This is a genomic window from Faecalibacillus intestinalis (assembly GCF_015097455.1).
In the GTDB taxonomy this organism is placed as follows: Bacteria; Bacillota_I; Bacilli_A; order Erysipelotrichales; family Coprobacillaceae; genus Faecalibacillus; species Faecalibacillus intestinalis.
Map to the genome: position 1 here is coordinate 1,016,347 of NZ_AP024085.1, position 21,997 is coordinate 1,038,343.

A 21,997-nucleotide genomic window follows, 5' to 3' on the forward strand; every position below is an offset into this window, starting at 1 on the left:
TTTAATAAAGTGGACCCCGTGTCAAGGACAATAAATAAAAAAGTACTTAAAACTAAATAGAAATAAATATATCCTCTAAGTATCAAAAACTAGGAGGATATATTTTTATGTCAAAATATTATAGATATGTAATTATTAAAAATAATGAATTAAAAATTTTAAAAACTAAAAAAATGGAAAACCTTGTTAAAAAGGAATTGGGTGTTTTCGATTATCGTGACTATCTTTTTGAAGATGATCTTTCAATTTATCTCCTTTTAAGAGATTTAAGTGTTTATGATAACGATACAACTATCATTTATAGATCTTATCCAGGTGATTGTGATGGTGTATTTAATGGAACTGTTATTTTTACCAAGATGGATGAATATGGCTATGTATCATTGAATGAAAATGATATTGATTTGATTCTCAAACATCTACATAAATTGCCCAATAGCTTATTTGAGATGAGATATTCTATCGATGACACTTATCAACTTTTTGAGTGTTAGATTCCTATCCAAATTTTGCTTTACCTATTTGAATTTTTTCTTATATTCAACAGGTTCTTTTGTTATATGATCCAATGGATAATTTCCTGTTTTATAATATTCAAAAAATTCATTTGGTGACAGTTTGGCAAGTTTATACTGATAACGTTCATTATTATAGTAATCCATATAATTATTGATTACTTTTTCTAATCCGTCGTATGTAGAAGTGATTTCTATATATTTGCCAATCTCATCTTTCATATGCCCCAAAAATGATTTCTGAGGAGCATTGTCCCAACAATTTCCTCTTCTTGACATTGACTGTCTGATTTCCAAACTTTTAAGAAGATCAATGAACCTGATGCTTGTATAATGTGCACCCTGATCACTATGAATTAAAGCATCAGTATGAATATCATGTTTATGCTTTTCAAACAGTTGATTTATTGTTTTCAGTACGAAATCTTCTTCCAATGATGTTGATAATACATATGAGAGTATTTGTTTTGTAAAGCCATCTTTAACCACTGAAAGATAGGCTTTTGAACGTTTCGGACCATAAAACAAATAAGTGATATCTGTTTCCAATACATATCCAGGTCCATATTCATCAAAATGTCTGTTTAAAACATTATCTGCATAATTTGATGTTTTTATTGCCTTGGCCATTCTTCTTGCAGGATTGGCTTTTCTTATCGGATAAAATAACTTGTACTTTTTCATCAGCCTTGATATCTTCTTATGATTCATTAAAATTCCCATATGAAGAAGCCTCATATGAATACCACGTCTGCCTTTATCATATCCTTTAAAGTTATAAGCTTCTAAAATCAACTCAAAGTCTTTACGATCCTGTTCGTCTTTCTTATTGTAAAAAGATGATGGATCATTTTTTCTTTTCTTCCATGAATAGAATCCACTTCTTGAAACTCCAGCTGATTCACAAAGATATGAAACCGTTAATACATTTCTAGGTGAATTTAACGTTTTATCAATAAGCCCATATTTTTCTCCTACTGTTTGTTCTTCGATTTTTTTGTAATTTGTTTTCTGTTGATAAATCTCACTCTTTTTAAAAAATCATTCTCCTGTTGGAGAACTTCGTTCTTATGTTTCAGTCTTTCCAGCTGCACTTCTAAAGATAATTCTTTGGTTGATGGTCTACCACTGTTTTTACTTCTTGTATCCTTGAAACCATCTTCTCTTGCAGCCTGTTTTTTTAAACGATTTGTAAAATTATCTCGTCTTCTTGATCCCAAAGCGTACGGATCAAATCCGTATTTTTTAAATATCTCTATTGGTTGCATCCCATTTTGATAATCAATCCAATACAGTTCCTTAAATTCCTCTGAATAAGTTATACTTTTTTTAGATGCTTTTACCACATAAGGATTCTCTTCTAATAATCTAAGCTGTTCATCCGTAAAATAATTAACTCCCATAAATAATAACACCACCATTTTTCTAATAATCATGATACACAAAATAAAAGCCCTGTAAAACAGGACCAAGAACCTAAGTACTCTTTTTTTCTTGTGTCCGTTTTACAGGGTCCATTTTATAATCTATGACCTCGTTTTTTATTTTCCAATAATTTTGTATTTTTTTAAGTTCATCTATGCTGATTTTTAAAATATTATTTTTAATGCTATCAATGAAATTATCTCTTGAACGAATGCTACTAAAATATTGAGCACTACCTTGAATGTGTTGATCATCTAAAATTTCTATTAGCATTTTTGAATGTTCAACCCTATAAATCTTATTTGGGTAGTTATTATGGTCGCAATTTCTCATATCTTTAAAGTACATAGTTGATTCCATGATAAAATTTCACCTCATGAGATATATTATAGCAAGATTCAAATATAAAACTAGACTTGACATATTAATTATTTTATTTTGAAAAAAATTTAAAGAGTATGATAAATATTTTATAAAAAATGAGACATGATAATATAGCAATTAAATGTTATATATTTCTATATTTAAAGCAAATAATGGAATATTTGTATCTTATGATAAATTATTGCATTTTATGTAATAAATATAGGTATTATTTATAAAATTTAATATTCTATAATTGGAGAAGGGAATGATAATATGCAAGGTATTTTTTTAAACTGGTTATATTCAATTTATCAAATAATTATTCCATTGTTTTTTAGTATTATTTTACAATATCTAATTTGTAAAAGTTCTTTAAAATATGGATGGATTATACCAACTTTATCTGTTTTATTTTTTGTTTATAAAGTTTTTAAGATATTATATCCTTCTATGGCTATGAATTTGTATAAACTTAATCCTAATATCATTGTTCTACATATTGGAATATTGATTATTTATAGTACATTTTTCTTAACAACATTTTGTATTTATCTTATGAGCAAGAAAGAAGGGAAAAATCATGAAAAGAATTACTAAAATTATTGCAATTATTTTAACCGTATTATCAATAAACTGTACATCTGTATTTGCTATTGAAACATCTGTTTCAAGGTATGAAATAAAGCAAAAACTTTTAGAAGTAGGTGTAAATGAAAATAAAATAGATTCGTTGGTTACAAAAATACAAGATGGTGAAAAACTCGATTGTATGAAAGAAAAGTATAATAATATAAAACCAACAGTTAAATCATGAACTGATACGGGAGGATATGAAAAATATGTATATCCTGATGGATCGGTAAAGACATTGAGCGTTACACCAGTAATTGTTACTGGAAGTATAATTGATGGAACTCGTACAAGTGGGTCAAATTAGTATGAATGGACAAGCGCAAGAGTAATTGCATCTTGGGGAGTAGTTACTGCAAGTTTTTATGCAAATATATTTGGGGCTACTGGACAAGGTAAAATTAATAAAGTTTGGGGTAAAGGCGCAACTGTTGTTGGTGGAACATTTAGTGGTCTTGATTTAAAAACAGTAAGATCAGAGACTACTAATAGTACACCGGCACAAGCAAGATTATATTTTATTGGAAAATGTACAGGTGATTTTGGACAATCAACATTCTATTTAAGACTTTATGTTCCGTATAATTCTGCCCCATATGCTAAATTTTCAATGCCTAATTAGTGATGGGAAAGACGTATTATTACTTATTTAGTGAGGACAATAGGAAGTAATTATTAGTTAAAATATTCTTATAGTAGAACAAGAAGGACTATATTATTTAAATTATTAGTTTTTGTCTTTAAAATTACTAAAAATAGCGGGTATAGTTATCTCGCTATTTTTTATAAAAATTTGACATAGGTTCTATAAAATATATTTCGATTTACATAGGTTTTAAATATTATAGAAAAAACATTAATTTAATAAGTTGTATTTTATAGAAAACAAGAATAAGATATAAGAAAATTGTTATTAATACATAAAAATGATAATATTAAGCATAGATAATTGAATATTATCATTAATACAGGAGGGCGAAGAATATGGATTTTTATACACTAACACCAGCTACTTTTGAAGAAATGTGTTTTGAATATGCAAAACAAATCTATAATAAAGATGATTATATTTTATTCCATACTCGTTATACACATGATGGCGGAAAAGATATTGAAACGAAGTTTTTTGATGAAATACATGAATATAAAATTTGGGCAGAATGTAAGCATCATAGAAGAAATATTGGTTTAGAAGAAATAGGTAAAAATGTTGTACTTGTTATAGCGCATAATATTAATAAAATAATATTTTTTTCTTCAAGTCTGATTCGAGATTCGGCAAAAAAAGAAATTATCCATATTAGTAGAAGACTAAATTTTGAGGTTCAATTTCTTGATGATACACTTTTAAAAAATGAATTAATAAAATATCCTGAATTAGTAAATAAATATTTTCCAAGTTATAAAATAAATCAGAAAGAAATACAAGATAAACTATCGATAAAAATAAAGTTAAATGAAATAGGTATTTGTGATCCTGAATATAAAAATACTTTTTATTTGAGAGATTCAGATATGTTTTATACAAATGTTTTTATAAGTAATACAACCAATCATTATTTTTCAAACATTAAGATTGATTGGTTGGATGATGACGATAATATAGAAATTTTAAATACATACAAAGATGAATGGATATCTGAAGAAATAAAACCATTTTCTGATTATTTAATAACTTTTTTATGTCATGTAAAGAAACTGCATGGTAAAGAAATCGAAATGCCAAATATTATTTTAAGCTATGATTACGATGATAAAACATATTACAATGATAATCAATTACCAATATTAAGTCTAAAAAGATATAATTGGCATCCACTGCAGGGAAGTAAATACATAGAATTTATATGTAACGATTTTGCTAATGCTATTGTGAAAAATAAAACAGGATTATTTCAATATATTGAAATAGAAGGAAAAACAGGATGTGGAAAATCGCGAATTATCAATGAAATGAAACCTAGAGCTCTAGAAAATGATTATCTTTTTTTTTCGTATGATAGTTATAACTATCAAGATTTAGACATAATTCGAAGAATCATTTGTGATATAGCGGGTATTTCATATAAACAAAGAAATATATTTTATACGCAAGAGCAATTAGAAAAATTAATAATTTCTCCAAAAATCACAGAAAATGCAGCAAAAATAATATCTAATTTTATCTTCAAAAATGATCAAAGTAATGATTTTATTAATATTATTAATTATATTAGTCAATATACCGCTATTTTAATTAAAGAAAGATCGAAAAACAAACCAATTATTATTTCAATAGATAACATCCAAAATAGTAATTCAGTATTTTTAAATTTGCTTATAAATTTAATTGAAGATTTTGAAAATAATAATATTCATGTTATATTGATAACTGCGCTTAATACCGAAAAAGTATCAAATGAAAACATAGAAATAATAGAGAACTATAAAAAAGTAATTAATCATAGTCGAAATTCAAAACCTAATCAATATTTGTTTTTTAATCCTAGATGGTTTGAAAAAGATGTTATAACATTTTGGATGGAATCTTTAAAAAGATTTGATGCAAATGATTCATTGGTAGAACAATTAGTACATAAATTTGGAGATAATCCTTTAGAAGTCACAATGGTGTCTGATTATTTAAAACAAAACTCAATTTTAGCACAACATAGTAATGAAGAGTGGTATGTATACAATAAGGATAAATTTTCTAATATTTTAAATGAATTCTTCTCAGGATTTAAATTAATATTTAAAAACAAAATTAATGCAATCTTCGAACAACATAAAGAATTTTTATCTTCTTTAAAAAAAATAATATCAACATTAGTTTTATTTAATAATTCCATTGATACATATTCATTATTTAGAATAGTTGATTCAAGCGAAGCAATTGATATTTTGAAAGAATATTCGATTATAAAAATTGAAGATAATATATATTCATTTTATCATGATTCAATGTATTTATTTTTTAAAAAAGAAGGTATATATACATATAAAGTAATAGATAGAATAATTAATTTTATGCAAAACAATGAATTTGAACAAAAAAAATTAGTAAGTTACAATATTTACTATTGTCAAAATAAGATTTACGAATACTCAAAACTTGCAAAAGAAATACTAATTGATTATATAAATGATTTTAGTTACATACAAGCGATTGAATTTGGAAAAAATTTGTATAATAACAAATCTTTAAAAACAAAGAATATCAAATTGTATTTACAATGTGCACACTTATATGCGTTTGCATGTTCATCTTTAGGAAAAAAAGATGAAAGTTGTAATATATTCTATGAATTGTCTAAATTATATATAACTAATCAAGCAATTATTGATATTGAAGAGATATGTGATTTTTTCAGGGACGCTATTAATTCTCAATTACAATCTAATAGATTTGATGAAGCTTTGGAAATTATAAAGATTTATAAAACAATAAACCCTAAATCAAAAATTCACGATTTTCTACTTTATAATAGAGAAGCAGTAACTTATTTATCAATAAATAAGATTGATAAGGCAAAAGATATATTTGAAAAATCATTACGTGTAGCAGAAACGATAGAAAATAATTCAAAATTTTGGACAAGTACAACATATAGTGATATAGCATTAATGTACTTTTATAGTAAATTTAAAGAAGAAAATAAAAAAAAGACAATAGAATATTTAAAAATGGCAATTTCAGATTATTATCAAAGTATTGATGAAACTGTCTATCGTAAACACGAAATAACATGGCATGAAGCATTTGTAGATATTTTAGAAGAACAGTATGATAAAGCAATTAAAAGGCTATCAAGAGAATTTGAAGAAAACCATAGTTGTCTTTCGATATATGAAAAATTTCGCATTAAGAATCTTATAGCTTTATGTCAAATGTATAAAGGTGACTACAAGAAAGCTATTAATGAACTAAAAAATATACAAGCAGAATGTGAAGTTAATCAACATTCTGCAGCAGTTGCTAAGTTAAATAATAATATAGGAGTAGCATATATGTTATTAAATGAAAATGTGATGGCATACGAATACATTAAAACTGCTTATTTACAGATACAAAGTGCAAACATATATTTAAAAATGTATCCTATAGTATCTAATTATTTGATTATAATAAAAATGTTAGGTAAATCAACAGAGGATGTTTTAAATAATTTGAGTATGATACACGATCCTTTTTTTATTAAATATTGTAAGAAAGTGTGTAAAAAAAATACGGATATTGGACAATCATGGACAATGTGGAACTTTAAGGGAATGGATTATATCTATTAAATTTCATTAATAGGTATAATATTTCCATTCCAGTCAATGATTAAATCTCTTTTAAATGGTCGTTCATTAAACCAAAGTTTATTATTAATTATTAAATTAAAATTATCTACAAAGTAAATTATAGGCATTGAAGTTTCAACAATGGAATAATCTAATAAATTATATAATTGTATTGGAGATTGAGATGTGTTACGCAAATCAATTTTAGAAACAATATGTATATTTAATGCTTTTTCCAAAACTTTTAAATAAACCTCATCGTATCTTGTATTTGAAAAATTAAATACTTTGTAATATCGAGAAGAAATGTTTTCTTTATATTCTGAATACATTTCTTCTAATTCTTTTAGAGTTATATCATTCATATTAAATGAAGCCCATTTTTTAAAAAATAGTGATCGTGCTTTGATATAAGAAACATATCTTATATCACCTGATGTTGCACCACCATGATAAGCAATAGATTTATTTGAAACGTAATTATTTTTTGAGGAAATTTTTAATGATAAATCTAAATCACAATGCGAATTATAGAGTGTTTCATCAAAACCACCAATAGAATTGAACAGTTTTTTAGAAATAAGCATTGATCCTGAGGTAACAATATTAAATTTTCTATCTTTTGATATATATTTACTAGGACGATTATTTTGATATTTTGGTTTGATAGAATCAACTTCATATAGTAGCATACCAAAATACTCAATACCATTGTTTGATTGTTTTAATATTTTTGAAGATATTGCGCCAAAATCAGGGTGTTTTTTTGCAGTTAATTCCATTTCTATTAACCACATGCTATCCACAATAATGTCTGAATCTATAAAAATTAGGTATTCTCCGTTTGAATTGCTTGAACCGATATTACAGGCTGCAGAATATCCAACATTTTTGTCATTGTTAATAATATTTAAATTGTCTATATTTTTAATATTATTAAAATGATTTCTATTTAGTTTTTGAAATTCATTGTCGTTGACAATTATGATTTCATAGTCTTTTCTATTCTTTAAGGCTATACTAAGTGCATTAAGACAAGCTTGTAATTGATTTAAGTTTTTATAAAATGTAATTATTATTGAATATTTTAAAAAATTTGATGAACTGTTCTTAAATATTAATTGCTTTTCTTTAGCTTCCTCTCTACCGAGTAGTCTTTTATTTTTGAAATAGATTTTTTGATTTTTATCAAGCCATGTTCCAGAAAAAGAATGGATACCCATGCTTTTTTTAGTTATATTAATACTTCCAGAATTAAAATCAATAGGACAAAAATATTCAGATGGGTAAATTTCTATATTGTTAAACTTTTGATAAACATTTTTGTTTTTTAAACCAAGTTTTAAAAGATAATTTGATATTATTTCTACATTTGTTATTTGAGAATAGCTCTTATCACTTTGAATAAAGTGTTGAGTATTATAATAATTTATTAAATGTAATAAATTAGGATTGCTTTTTTTTGAAAACATCATAGCAGTTTGAACTTTTCCAATACTTTCAAACCCTAAAGTAAGATCTGCAGTTAATAAATCTTCAAAATTTTTAAAAACTTCATAATCTGTATCAAAATAGATACCTCCATAGTTATATAATGCATATAGTCTTACATAATCAGATACAAATGCATATTGTTTAGCTTCATATGCTTCTTTTGTATAGTCACATATATTCACATCAAAATTATTTTCATTCCATACCATTATTTGATAATTTGGAAAATGTTCTTGCCAACTTTTAATACAAGCTATTGTATAATCTTCCATTTTTTTATTACCAAACCAACAATAATGAATTATTTTTTTCATATTCAATTCCTCCTTCTATTGATAATATTCAATTATCATTACTAGAATAGAGGAGCTTGTTTATAAAAAATAACAGTGATAGAATTATAAGATGAAATATAGAAGGTGATAAAAATGGATAGAAATAATAATGTAATAAGAACTAAACCTATAGGTATAACATCAGATGATAAATTTCCTGTTTCCTATCAAAGTGCAAATACTTTCTTTCATTTTGTAAATAAGTTTAATTATTTAAATGAAATGATAAGTGATAAAAAGATTTATCCTAGATATTGTAAAGAAAGTCTAGAATACTTAGATTTAGATATAAAAAATATTAGTGTTGCGATGAAATGTTTTTGTAATATTCCTTTACATATGGTTCAAGCGCACAAGAAAGAATATGGTACATATTGCATAGGTTTAACAAAAGAATGGGGAATAAGAAACAACCTACAACCCGTGATTTATTATAATCAAGAGTCTTCTTTTTATAATTCAATAAGAAAGTCATATAATGCTGCTATGCAATATTCATCTGATGATGACGTATTAGCAGATATAGGCGAAATGACAAATTATGTTTTTAAATATATGAAACCTGTAATTGGAAGGGATTTGAAAACAAAAAGAATAAAAGATTTTACAGACGAAAAAGAATGGCGATATGTACCTGAAATCAACGGATTAGATTTTGGAGAAATTATTGTAGAAGAAAACGTAATTAATCACCAAAATATTATAGAGTCATATAATAAAATAATCAAAGATAAAGGATATTATTTACAGTTTGATTATGAAGATATTAAATATATTTTTGTAAATAATGATAGTCAAAGAAAAAATATGATAAAGAGAATAAAAAAATTAGATTGTACACAAGAGGAAAAGGATTTATTAATAACAAAAATATGTATTTGGAAAGAAATGGAGGGTGATTTTTGATGGCAAATTTTATTAAAAATTTTAAAAATCAAAATTATAATGATGGTTTTCTACCACAATCTGTATTGGAAGAGTTATCTAAAAAATGGAATGGGAATTTGGAATATGTTTATAAAGAAAATGGGACATATATGTTAGAAGCAACAAATGGAAAGGTTGAATTAGGATTTAAAAATTTTGAAATTGAGAATCTAGATGAAATTAAAGATAAATGTCAAAAAGAAAAATTAACAATGGAGGATTTGATAGATTATTCTTATAACTCTCAAAGGCCATTAACTTTAAAACCTCTAAAGAATTTTCAACAATTTATTAATAATGAAAAAATCGATAATAATGAATTTATAATTTCTAAAGATATTATAGCAGATCCTATACCTGAAAAATTGGTGATTTTTCCAGAAAAAATGAATAAAAGTATTGAATTAAAAATAGGTAATGGAGAAAAATCATATGTTTATACATTTATTCAAAAACCTATTGATAGTTTAACAAAAAAAAGATTTGTAACTTCACCCAATTCAAAGCTCCTCATTGATTACGAAATAGATAATGAACGTATTAAATTCAATATAGAAATAAATAAACTACAAAATACTACAATTAAAGAATATCTTGAAACATTAATTTTTATGCAATCGTTATTTAATAAGGGAATGTATATTAATGATACATATATTAAAGGCTCGAAAGGTAAAGACGAAAAATATGAAAAGCGAGAAAAATTAATTGATTTATGGAATAAGGTTTATCAAATAGAAAAAATACTGGGCTTAAGATTTACAATTACTAATGACTTATTAGATAAGAAAGATTTAGACAATATACTTTTGTTATATAAATCGTTTATAGAAAATAAAGCATTAAGGATTAATAAAAAAATAAATACATTATCTTTTTCGTATGAGAACATACCAGAATGGTTTATCAAAGATGTAAAAGAAAATAAAGAAAGAAATTTATGTTTAGAATATTCTGAAAAATACAGTTTTAATTTATTAGGGGAAAAAATAGATGTATTAAAATTAAAAAGTTATTTTAATTTGTTTATTGATGAGATTGAAAACTCTGAAGAAACGAAAAAAATTCATTTGATTTTAAAAGAAAACGATGAAAATAAAACATATGAAAGTGTACAATTATTTAAAAATGAACATGATCTTGAAAAATTTTTTAGCAAAAAGGATCATCTAACTGAGTTACAAAATGCTGAATATTCAATTCCTATCTATTATTAATTTATAAAGAAGCTTGACATACCAAATTATTAAATTATAAAAATATCTTTATTTTGTGTATTTTCCTTCAATATAATCTTAATTATATTGAAGGGAGAAACAAATATGAAAAAAGAAGAATTGGAAAAATATTTAGAAACTTATTATGAAGACTGTTTACTGCGAAAAAGATTAAGTGATAAAACGCTAAGAGCATATAAAATTGATTTAAAACAATATATTGATTTTATAGATGCTTCAACAGAAGTTACAAAAACAATAAAGGATTATATTCACTTTTTAAATAAAAAATATACTAAATGTAAAACCATAAAAAGAAAGATAGCGAGTGTTAAAGCGTTTTATTCTTACTTAGAATATATAGAAATAGTAGAATATTCACCATTTCAAAAAATAAGGACAAAAATAAAAGAACCAAAAGTGTTGCCTAAAACAATACATAAAGAGTATATTAGTAAAATTATTCAGTATTTGCTAGATGAGGTTGACAACTCAAAAACAAATTTTCAAAAGAAAATATCTTTTAGAAATATTACTATTATATGTTTATTATTTTCAACAGGAGTAAGAATATCTGAATTATGCAATATAAAATTAAAAGATATTAATTTACAAGAAAAATCATTAAAAATAGTTGGTAAAGGATCAAAAGAAAGAATTTTGTATGTAGGAAATACAGATGTTATTGAACTTTGTAAAACTTATATACAGCTTTATAGAGAAAATATAGATTGTGAATACCTTTTTTTGAATAAGTTTGATCAATCCTTGTCCGAACAGACCGTGAGAATATTATTAAATAAGTTAGAGAAAGAATTATCTTTACAAACTCATGTAACACCACACATGTTTAGACACACTTTTGCTACAACATTATTAGAAAAAGGAGTTGATATTAGATATATACAAAGTATTTTAGGACATAGCTCAATTTCAACAACACAAATTTATACACATGTTACATATTTCAAGCAAAAAGAAATAATGACAGAAAAAAATCCTATAAATGGTTTTATAATAAAAAATAAAACTAATTAGATAGATATTAATTTTTATGTGTGGAAAAGTAGATATATTTATAAAATAAATTTAAGTACAAAAAGAGTTGAAAAAATTTTTAATTGTACTGAATTAATAAATTATTGTAAAAAAATAAATAGAAATATTAACGAATTAAATGGTATAGCACATATAAAAGATAATCTTTTTTTAATATTAGGAAAAAATGGCCAAGAATTTTTTTAGTTCGACTAACGTAATTTTTTAGTATAAAGGACTATTTTAAATATAGAAATTTAAAATAGATAAATTGAAATGAATTTTGTTATTTGGAAAATGTAAGCAAATGACAAGATTCATTTTTTTATAAATATATTCTATAAAATTATTTAAAGATATAGTGGCATTACATACTTATAACTTATTTAATTATGTTTTCTATGATAAAAAAATGCATTCTATGATGAATAAGTCACAGTTTTTATAGATATTTTTTAAAATGTATAGTACATGGATGATTTATAAATTATTCATAATAAAAAATACATAATCATGTATTTAAGAGAAAGAGGGAGGATAAATTATGCGTTTTAAGAAATGGACGACAAGAAATATCATTGTTGGACTCATCGTATTTTTATCAGTTGTTGGTGTAAGTGGCGCTGTTTATTATCAGACAAGTCAGAAAACACAGGCAATTGAGGATAATGGCTATTATGAATGCAGTGGTAAATTTGACAGTAAAATGACACCTGTATCTAATATGCTTATTATTTTGAAAATAATAAACGGAAGTAATTTCTGTGACGATGGGTGGTATCAAGAAGTTCAGGAATGTCAGAGTATTTTAAATAAACAGATTCAGGAAAACTCTAACAGTAAAGATCCTTATGTCAGACAAATGATGGAGCTGCAACAGGCTATCGTAAAAAAGCTTCATTCATTTTCGACAAAGGCATGGGTCAATATGCTATGCGAAAAAGATGTAGATGATCTTCAAAAAGCATACAATGCCTATCATGATTATTATTATCAACATTATAGTAATGAGGAGGCTGTTTAGATGAAAGCTGGACTTAATAAAATAAAGATAGCCATCATTTCTATGATAGTTCTAGCTATGGCAATTGGTCAGCTTGAACTGTTTGGAAAAGTATATGCAGAAGAACTTGAAAAAATCAAGGAACAGGATCCATATGGAGAATATTATGATGAAAATATCAATAATGTTCATAAGACATCTGCACAAATAATAGAAAAAGGAAATCCTGATGTTATTACAAAAGAACCTTCGGTAGACGAAGAAGATACTTCAAGACAAAATGATCAGGAAATCATTAAATTAAGAACAGAAAACACAAAAACTTATAAACTGTCAAGTGGGGAATATGTGACAGATTTTTATTTCGAGCAGATACATAAAAAAGAAGATGGAAAATATGTTGAGATTGATAACGATATAGAAAAGAAAACATCGTTATTCAGATCAACCCCTTCTTATGAAAATAAAGATGGTCTTTATGACATCAACATTCAAAAAGGCGTATTAGAAATTACAGATCCTAAAGATAATGTACTTACAGTTATGCCTTCTGGAAGTCTTACAAATTATGCTATCAAAGAAAATGTTATTCTGTATTCAGAAGTAGAAAAAAATTTAGATTTAGAATATAGAATCAATTCAAATACGGTTTCACAAAATATCTATATCAATGGGGAACTTGATAAAGATACTTATTCATTTGAAGTTTACAAAGATGACTATAATGTCAGTAAAAATGATGCAGGATCTATTGTTTTTAAGAAAGATAAAAAAGAAGTCTTTGTATTAAATGCACCTTATCTTGTTGATAAGGATGGAAACAGAAATCAGGAAGTAGGATATGACTATAAGGAGCTTGATAATGGCAATATCAAAGTTACATTGTCATTAACAACATCTTGGTTAAGTGAAGAAGACAGAGTCTATCCTGTTGTTGCCAGATCAAATGTGGCAGTTGAAAATGTGGATGTTATTGATCTTGAATCAAGCTATATCCGTTCAGGAAGACCAAATATCCAAAGTCAATATTCAGATTTGTTTGTTGGATATGATGATAACTTCTACGGTGGTAAAAATAGCAATATTAAAATTGCTAGAACTTTTATCTATTTTGCAATGCCAAATATCGGTGAAAATCAAAGAGTTGAAAATGCTGTTTTGAAACTTTATAAGGAACAGGATCTGGATCGTGCCAATGAGTTAAATGATATCAATATCTATAACTCCAGCTATGTTGATCCCGGTAAGGTTACATGGAATACACAGCCGGCAGATAACCAAAAACAGTTTATTTCAAATACCAAGTTTTCTAAACCAAAAGGATTTAAAGAATTTGATATTACAAAGCACGTCCAAGAATTAAAGGATGGGCAAAAGAAAACATTGATTCTGCAAGTTACGGATGAATCGCCTAACTGGAAATGTAATGTTTTTAATTCAGAATCAACAGGAAATCTGCCAAAGGTTGAAATTTATCACTGTGATGATTTTGATGTCGATCCAAATCTGGACATCAACGAGTTTGACAATGAATTAAGAGTTTACAGTAAAGACGGTCAATATTTCGAAGCAATCAGCATGGATGGTATTGCTAAGCCAAACAGTGATATTGATTTTGATCTTTATGCCAAAACAAATGAAACAGATTTTGAACTTGTAAAATCACAACAGGCCAAAGAAAAAAGTTCACCTTATTTCATTGATCCAGTTTATATAACTGATCCAATTGATGGAACCCAAAAATATGAAAAGGGTGAAGTCAACTATACAACGAGCTATCTAAAAATTGGAGATATTCCAAAATACGATACGTTCTATGAATATCGAATGAAAGTTAAAAAGGATGGCACTGAGTCAGAAAAAGAACTGATTACAGACGGATTTATTATCTATAAGGTAAAACTTGGAGATAATCTTAAATCTATTGCATCACACTATGGCTTGAAGGTAGATGATATTAAAAAAGACAATAATACATCTACAAACAAGGTCAAAGAGGGAGATGTTCTTTTCTTAAGATTTGCAAAAGATAATCCAAAAGTACCTAAGGATGTCTACAGACCACCATTAAAGCTTTCATCTTTTGAGGCAAAATATGTTTACAGAGGGCCTGCATGCTACGGAAACTGTGCAGTTGCCGATCCAGTTAATACAAGTATTGGAAACTTCTATCATGAATCAAAAGATTTTACTTTAACAGATTTTGATGAATTAATCTTGACGCGTGTCTATAACTCTTATGGAGAAGATAATGCATCGATTTTTGGAAACAATTATTCATCAAATATTGAACAGTATATTTCCTATGATAAAGACGATAACATGATCTTTTACAGAGGAGATGGAAAGATCTTAAAAATTGAAAAGAAAGATGGAAAATATGTACCTAAACTTATTGATCGTCTTACTGTCAATGTTGATGGTGACTATGTTTCTATTAAAGATGATAAAGAAGATGTTACATATATCTTTGATGAATATGGAATTCTGACATCTATTAAAACGAAAACGGGATTTGAATCACGTATCAACTATGATGAATATGGATTTATTACAAATATTGATATGGGAAACAAACAAGTAACGTTTGAATACAATGATTATCATCTTGTCAGCAAAATCAACTTGCCAAATGGTACAAATGTACAATATCAATATAACGCAGACAGACAGCTTACAGTATTTATTGATGCCAATGGAAACAGTGAACAATACAGTTATGATAAAAATGGCAAGGTAAAAAGTATTACAGACAAAAATGGGAATACTTTGGCACAAAATACTTATAAGGATAACGGAGTTGTCGTTTCACAAACGGATGCCAATGGAAACAAGGTCTCTTTTGACTATAAGGGAAATACGACAAGTGTTACCTATAATGATAAGGAAACAGAAAAGTATGTTCTTGATGACAGCTATAAGGTAACAAAAATTACAAAGGCGGATGGATCATCGAAAAGTTACAGCTATAATGATGCTGGAAATATGATCAGTGAAACAGATGAAAAAGGTCAAAAGACAACATATGAGTACAATAAAAAAGGCTATCTGACATTGCAAAGCAATCCAGATGGAACAAGTGAAAAATATACCTATGATGAAAATGATAATGTAACATCAAAAACATCTGCGGATGGTACGAAAGAAACCTATAAATATGACAGCAACAGCAATCTGATTTATGAAAACAGTGAAGACAGAAAAGGTGTGACTTATGAATATAATGAACAGAACCTTCTTGTCAAAGAAACAGATGCTCTTGGTGTATGGAAAAGCTATGCCTACGATGGTAATCAGGTTGTAACAGTTACTCACAGCAATGGTCTGGTAGAAAACTACAGCTATGATGCCATGGGAAATATTGTTAATGAATCTGATTCAAACGGTCGTACAACAACGTATGTCTATGACAATCGCAATCAGATCATCAAGAAAACAGATTCCTATGGAAACAGTGAAGAATACAAATATGATGGAAATGGAAACGTTGTTGAATATATCGACAAGCTTGGAAGCAAAACAGTTACAGTATATGATAAAAATAACAACGCTATCCAAACTCAAAAGGGAAATCTAAAAACATCTAAGAAGTATGACAATCGTGATCGTATTATCAGTGAAACAGATGAACAAGGACTTACTAAAAAATATACGTATGACGCCAAAGGACAAATCGTAAAGGAAACAGATGCCTATGGTCAGGTTACAACGCATACTTATGATGCAGTCGGTCATGAAATCAAGACAGTTGATGGAAAAGGAAATACAACATCAAATGAATATGATGGAGATAATCTTGTAAAGACAACAGATGCAAGAGGAAATGTTACATCCTATGAATATGATGAGTTTAACAGAGTTGTAAAAACAACTTTACCTAATGGAAAAACTGAAACAAAAGAATATGATAAAAATGGAAATATCATTAAGACAGTAGATCAAAGAGGACTTGCCAATACCAAAGAATATGATATTTTTGACAGGGTCATTAAAGAGGTCAATGAGCAAGGTGTTGCTATTTCAAATAAATATGATGTCTATGGTCAACTGATTAAAAAGACAGAAGATAAAAAGACAACAACATACAGCTATGATGTTTATGGAAACACTCTCAGTGAAACAGATACCTATGGAAATACAAAGACAAGTGAATATGATAAGCTCGACAGACTTGTTAAGGAAACGGATGAACTAGGGAATGTTACACAACATAAATATGATGCAATGGACAATGAAACAGAAACGATTGATGCTAAAGGAAACAGCGAAAGAAAAATTTATGATATCAACAGTATTCTGGTTCAGGATGTTGATAAACTTGGAAACATTACAACTTATAAATACAATGACAAGGGTCAACAAGCCGAAACGGTTGATGCCTATAAAAATACAACAAAATTTGAATATGACAAGTTTGGGAATGTAACTAAGACAACAATCAATGATACACCGGTAGAAATCAAATCTTATGATGAATACGGGCGTGTTACAAAAACAAACAAGATCAGTGAGGTCACTGTTGAAGAATATGATAGTTTTGATCAGGTCATCAAGTCTACGAATCAGACAACAGGACTTGTTACAGAAACAGAATATGATAAAAATGGAAATGTAACCAAAACATCTGATAATGGTGGAAAAGTAACAACTCATGAATATGATGACTTCAGTCAGGAAGTCAGCTCAACAGATCCATATGGCAGAGTTTCAAGCAAGACATATGACAAGTATGGTCGTGTTGTTAAAGAAGTAAGCAATACAAATGAAGCAACAGATTATGAATACGACAAATATGGAAATGTAGTCAAGACGACGAATCATCTTGGTTCGGTAACTGATTCGACATATGATCTGTTAAACAGAAAAGTCAGTGATTCAACAGATGGCAAGAAAACATTAACATACAGTTATGATGCCAAAGGTCAGCTTGTTTCAACACACGATTCATTTACTGATAAAACAGATACGGTCAAATATGATGCTTTAGGACAGGCTGTTGAAAAGACAGACAAGCTTGGAAATGTAACCAAGACAGATTATGATGCCAAGGGTCAAGTCATCAAGGAAACAGATGCTGCTGGAAATGCAACTCTTAAAGAATATGATATCTATGGCAATGTTATTAAGGAAACGGATGCCCTTGGAAACAGTTCACAGACACATTACAATGCCTTCGGACTTGTTGAAAAAGAAGTTGACAAGAGAGGATTTGCAGTATCTTACGTTTACAATGACAAATTCCAGCTTACTGAAATGACAGACAAGCTTGGAAACAAAGCAACATTTGAATATAATGACCAAGGATTTGTATCAAAAGCAACAAACCAAAATGGATTTGTCAGCGAGTATGAATATGATATTTATGGTCAAAAGATCAAAGAAACAGATCCAAATAAAAATGTTACAGAAAATGAATATGATCTGCTTGGTCAGGTAGTAAAAACTGTTGAACCAAGAAAGACAACAGTTAATAAATATGATTCTCTTGGCAGACTTGTTTCTGTCAAAGAAAATGATAAGACAACAAAAGAAAATGAATATAATGATTTGAATCAAATCGTTAAATCAACAAATGCCTTAAAATATGTTTCAACTTATGAATATGACAAATATGGAAATAAGACAAAAGAAACCTATGAAGAACATGAAAAAGTTAACAAATATGATGTCAATTCACAACTTATCAAGAAAACAGAAAATAAGGATAAGGTGACAACATACAGTTATGATGCTTTAGGAAGAGAAGTAAGTCAAAAACAAAACGACAAGGAAATCATTTCAAAAAAATATGATGCTGTAAGCAATGTTGTTGAAAAAACTGAAAAGGGTCTTACAACACAATATCGCTATGATGCTTTAAAACATCCAGTACAGTATCTTTACCCATCATTGGAAGATGGAAGCATGAAAGCAATTGTATCTGTTGATTATGATGAAGAAGGCAATGCTGTTCAATATAAAGATATCTATGATCATGTTATCAAAAGAGAATATGATGCCAACAGCAATATGATTGCAGAAACAAACAGCAATGGCTTTATTACAAGATATCAATACGACAGCTTAAATAACATGACAAAGGTACAAAGTCCTCTTGAAAGAGTGATGAAGTACGATTATGACGGAAACAACAATCTTGTTGAAAGAAGTTATAATGATAAAAAAGCAACTTATGAATATGATGAAGCTGATAATCTTATTAAAGAAGTAAGCGAATATGGACTTACTGAAACTTATCAGTATGATGATTTCGGTCAAATGACATCTTATACAAAAAACGATGGAACAACGATCGATTATTCATATGATGCATTGGGAAGAAAGCTTTCAGAAGGAACAAGACAGTTCAAATATGATGCCTATGACAACCTTTTAGAAGCAGACTATAACAATAAGAGTGTCAAGTATACCTATGACAAGTTCAACAATATTACAAAGGTTAAAGATGCCAACGACAATAATGTTGAATATAAATGGGATATCTATGGAAACAGAACTGAAATTAAGTATAATGATTATACAATAGGCTATACCTATAGTCAGTTTGATAAAATAGACAAGGTTTCTAAAAATGGCAAGGAATATGCATCTTACAGCTATGATGTAAGAGGAAATACAAAATCATTAGAAAGAAATGGTATTACTACAGATTACAGTTATGATGAACTGAATCGTAGAACAGCTTATGTCAATACTAAAGGTGACAAGATGCTGTCAGAATACAAATATGAGTATGACGGACAGGACAATGTTATTTCAGAAACAATCAATGGTGTCGTTAACAGCTATGACTACAATGAATCGGATGAATTGAAAGCTTCAACAAAAACGATTGATGGAAAAACAGTCATAACTGAATACAGCTATGATCTTTTTGGAAACAAAGTAGAGTCATCAAGTGATGGAACAAATAAAATCTATCGTTACAATGACAAAAATCAGTTGACAAGTATTAAATCAAAAGATGGACTTACTGATATCTATTATGATAAAAATGGAAATGTAAGAGATATCTACTACGCAGGTGGATACAAAGAATATTATCAATATGATGAATTTGGTCAATTGACTACTTTAAAAACAAACAGAGATAGAACTTACAATTATGAATATGATGGTGAAGGTGATCGAATTCATGAAGAAAAGATCATCAACAGCCCATATGATTTAGATTACAAACAGGATACAGAAGAATGGTTCGACTATATGCAGTCATTACCATTTACTGAAGTAGAAGAACTGTTGGATGCGAAAAAATCAGATGAATCATTTGATGCAATGAGATATCAGCTTACATACAGAAGAAAAAATGGATTGTGTGCAAGTAATCTCATTAAGGATCCAAAATCCAATGAAAAATGTGAATACAAAGATTATCTTTTAGATAAGACAGCTGAAAATACACTTGTGCTTTCTGAAAATGATGATGTTCATATCTATGGAGAAGAACGAATCTCAACAGAAAGTGCAGATGGAACACAAACTTATCTAAGTGGAAACAATCAAAGTGTAATGGCTGAAATATCATCAAAAGGGACAATGTCACAGATTGAATATGATGACTTTGGAAAAACAGATGATAAAACAAGCGGTTATGGTTATGATGGAGAAAAGCTTGATACAACAGGAAACATCTATTTAAGAGCAAGATACTACAATCCAAGAATTGGACAGTTCGTACAGATAGATGATTATAAGGGAACACAAGATAACATTACAAGTCAAAACCGATACACATACTGTTTGAATAATCAATACAAGTATGTAGATCCTAGTGGACATTTTGGAATTACAACAATGGTTGTTTTAGGAATACTATCATATACTGGAATTGGTTTATTAGGCATAGGACTTGCTGCTAATGAAAAAAGAAAAAGAGAAGAAAAGGAAAAAGCCATTAAAGTAGCAAATAAAAATTCTAAAAAGAAAAAGAAGGATGACAACAATCATAATCTAAATCCAACACCTAGTAAAGGAAAAGGTGCTACTTCATCTGTTACAAATGGAATTAAGAAAACAGTTTCAGAAACAAGAAAAATAGTAAATAAGACTGTAAAACAAACGGCTAAAACCATTCAGAAAAAAATACCAGAACCTTGTCCAAATGATAAAGTAGTGAGTGATTCGATTGAAAAATACTGTAATAAATTAAAAAAAGACTATTACGGTAAATATAAAGATAAAGGCACTCAAAAAGCAATTTCTAGTACAATTGAGCAGTTGAGAAACGAAGCATATAAGGAAAATAAAGTTTCTTGGATAAAGAATAAATATGAAGAATATAGAGATCGCATTAAAATACCACCTTATAAGTCTGATATAGGAGTTAGTTATCTAGGCGGAAGATATATAAGTCTTAACGGAAGTAAGACATCGGATGCTTTTGTTTCAAAATTTAATGATTTTGGAAATGGATATACATTTACTATGAATACAACTGAGTTTGTAGGTAAAGGCTCAATCAAAACGATAACTGTTGTGGAATTTGGTGCGCAACTTCCTTCTATCGATTTAAAAACAGGTTCTTTCGATCATAAAATAAAATGTCAGCTAGTATTTTACGAAATTACATATAGTATAATGGTTAATAGCTTTACAAAACTTGATTTAGGAATAGTTACGGGAATAGGAATAGAGTTTGGATGGAGTTACGATAGTGTGGAAAATGTTTTTGAAATTGTAAATATTGCTGATTTAGGTATAGGTCTTTTATTTAGAATAAATATTTTTATTAATAAACTTTTAGCATGTTAGTTATATACAGGTAGAATATTAATT

At 27.6% G+C, this 21,997-nt stretch carries 14 protein-coding genes; 10 read left to right on the forward strand and 4 right to left on the reverse strand.

Features of this window, described 5'->3' with window-relative positions; genetic code table 11:
• The first annotated feature begins 107 nt into the window (after positions 1-107).
• A complete protein-coding gene (locus Fi14EGH31_RS05330) occupies positions 108-494 on the forward strand; it encodes a hypothetical protein (RefSeq protein ID WP_117829370.1) in 387 nt (128 codons plus the stop codon).
• Positions 495-518: 24 nt separating this feature from the next.
• Here the strand turns inward: Fi14EGH31_RS05330 and Fi14EGH31_RS05335 are convergent, their stop codons facing one another.
• The 3 genes from Fi14EGH31_RS05335 to Fi14EGH31_RS05345 form a co-directional block, all read right to left on the reverse strand.
• Positions 519-1,538 carry an IS3 family transposase gene (locus Fi14EGH31_RS05335; protein WP_117829369.1) on the reverse strand — a complete coding sequence of 340 codons (1,020 nt, stop codon included), beginning with the start codon at positions 1,536-1,538 and terminating at the stop codon, positions 519-521.
• Positions 1,490-1,918, reverse strand: a complete 429-nt coding sequence (locus Fi14EGH31_RS05340) for an HTH domain-containing protein (protein WP_117788806.1) — start codon at positions 1,916-1,918, stop codon at positions 1,490-1,492. Before Fi14EGH31_RS05340 ends, Fi14EGH31_RS05335 begins: the two co-directional genes overlap by 49 nt.
• A gap of 73 nt (positions 1,919-1,991) precedes the next feature.
• Positions 1,992-2,300 carry a hypothetical protein gene (locus Fi14EGH31_RS05345; RefSeq protein WP_117788805.1) on the reverse strand — a complete coding sequence of 103 codons (309 nt, stop codon included), beginning with the start codon at positions 2,298-2,300 and terminating at the stop codon, positions 1,992-1,994.
• Between the two features lie 279 nt (positions 2,301-2,579).
• On the opposite strand from Fi14EGH31_RS05345, the gene Fi14EGH31_RS05350 reads away from it, so the two are divergent.
• From Fi14EGH31_RS05350 to Fi14EGH31_RS05360, 3 genes are all read left to right on the forward strand, one after another.
• The gene (locus tag Fi14EGH31_RS05350) at positions 2,580-2,903 is read left to right on the forward strand and encodes a hypothetical protein (protein WP_117788804.1); all 324 of its coding nucleotides are present in this window, start codon (positions 2,580-2,582) and stop codon (positions 2,901-2,903) included.
• Entirely contained in the window at positions 2,887-3,120 is a 234-nt protein-coding gene (locus Fi14EGH31_RS05355; RefSeq protein WP_117865647.1) for a hypothetical protein, read from the forward strand. Before Fi14EGH31_RS05350 ends, Fi14EGH31_RS05355 begins: the two co-directional genes overlap by 17 nt.
• Before the next feature lie 800 nt (positions 3,121-3,920).
• Positions 3,921-7,205, forward strand: coding sequence for a restriction endonuclease (locus Fi14EGH31_RS05360; protein WP_200765218.1), 3,285 nt, complete (start codon positions 3,921-3,923; stop codon positions 7,203-7,205).
• On the opposite strand, the gene Fi14EGH31_RS05365 is transcribed toward Fi14EGH31_RS05360, so the two are convergent.
• Positions 7,202-9,013 (reverse strand): glycosyltransferase, encoded by a 1,812-nt coding sequence (locus Fi14EGH31_RS05365; RefSeq protein ID WP_117829366.1) that lies wholly within the window; start codon positions 9,011-9,013, stop codon positions 7,202-7,204. The genes Fi14EGH31_RS05360 and Fi14EGH31_RS05365 overlap by 4 nt on opposite strands.
• Before the next feature lie 114 nt (positions 9,014-9,127).
• Here Fi14EGH31_RS05365 and Fi14EGH31_RS05370 point away from each other — a divergent pair, with 114 nt between their 5' ends.
• The 6 genes from Fi14EGH31_RS05370 to Fi14EGH31_RS05395 all read left to right on the forward strand — a co-directional run bounded on the left by Fi14EGH31_RS05370 (position 9,128) and on the right by Fi14EGH31_RS05395 (position 21,973).
• Complete coding sequence (locus Fi14EGH31_RS05370; RefSeq protein ID WP_117576160.1) at positions 9,128-9,940, forward strand: abortive infection system antitoxin AbiGi family protein; 813 nt, start codon at positions 9,128-9,130, stop codon at positions 9,938-9,940.
• On the forward strand, positions 9,940-11,178 hold the full coding sequence (locus Fi14EGH31_RS05375) for an abortive infection system toxin AbiGii family protein (protein WP_200765219.1): 1,239 nt from the start codon (positions 9,940-9,942) through the stop codon (positions 11,176-11,178). Before Fi14EGH31_RS05370 ends, Fi14EGH31_RS05375 begins: the two co-directional genes overlap by 1 nt.
• A gap of 105 nt (positions 11,179-11,283) precedes the next feature.
• The gene (locus Fi14EGH31_RS05380; RefSeq protein ID WP_117576158.1) at positions 11,284-12,216 is read left to right on the forward strand and encodes a tyrosine-type recombinase/integrase; all 933 of its coding nucleotides are present in this window, start codon (positions 11,284-11,286) and stop codon (positions 12,214-12,216) included.
• An 18-nt stretch (positions 12,217-12,234) separates the two neighbouring features.
• Positions 12,235-12,423, forward strand: coding sequence for a glutaminyl-peptide cyclotransferase (locus Fi14EGH31_RS15685; protein ID WP_158548321.1), 189 nt, complete (start codon positions 12,235-12,237; stop codon positions 12,421-12,423).
• 337 nt (positions 12,424-12,760) lie between these two features.
• Positions 12,761-13,240, forward strand: coding sequence for a YfgM family protein (locus Fi14EGH31_RS05390; RefSeq protein WP_048924740.1), 480 nt, complete (start codon positions 12,761-12,763; stop codon positions 13,238-13,240).
• Positions 13,241-21,973, forward strand: a complete 8,733-nt coding sequence (locus Fi14EGH31_RS05395; protein WP_200765220.1) for an RHS repeat-associated core domain-containing protein — start codon at positions 13,241-13,243, stop codon at positions 21,971-21,973.
• Positions 21,974-21,997 lie beyond the last annotated feature (24 nt).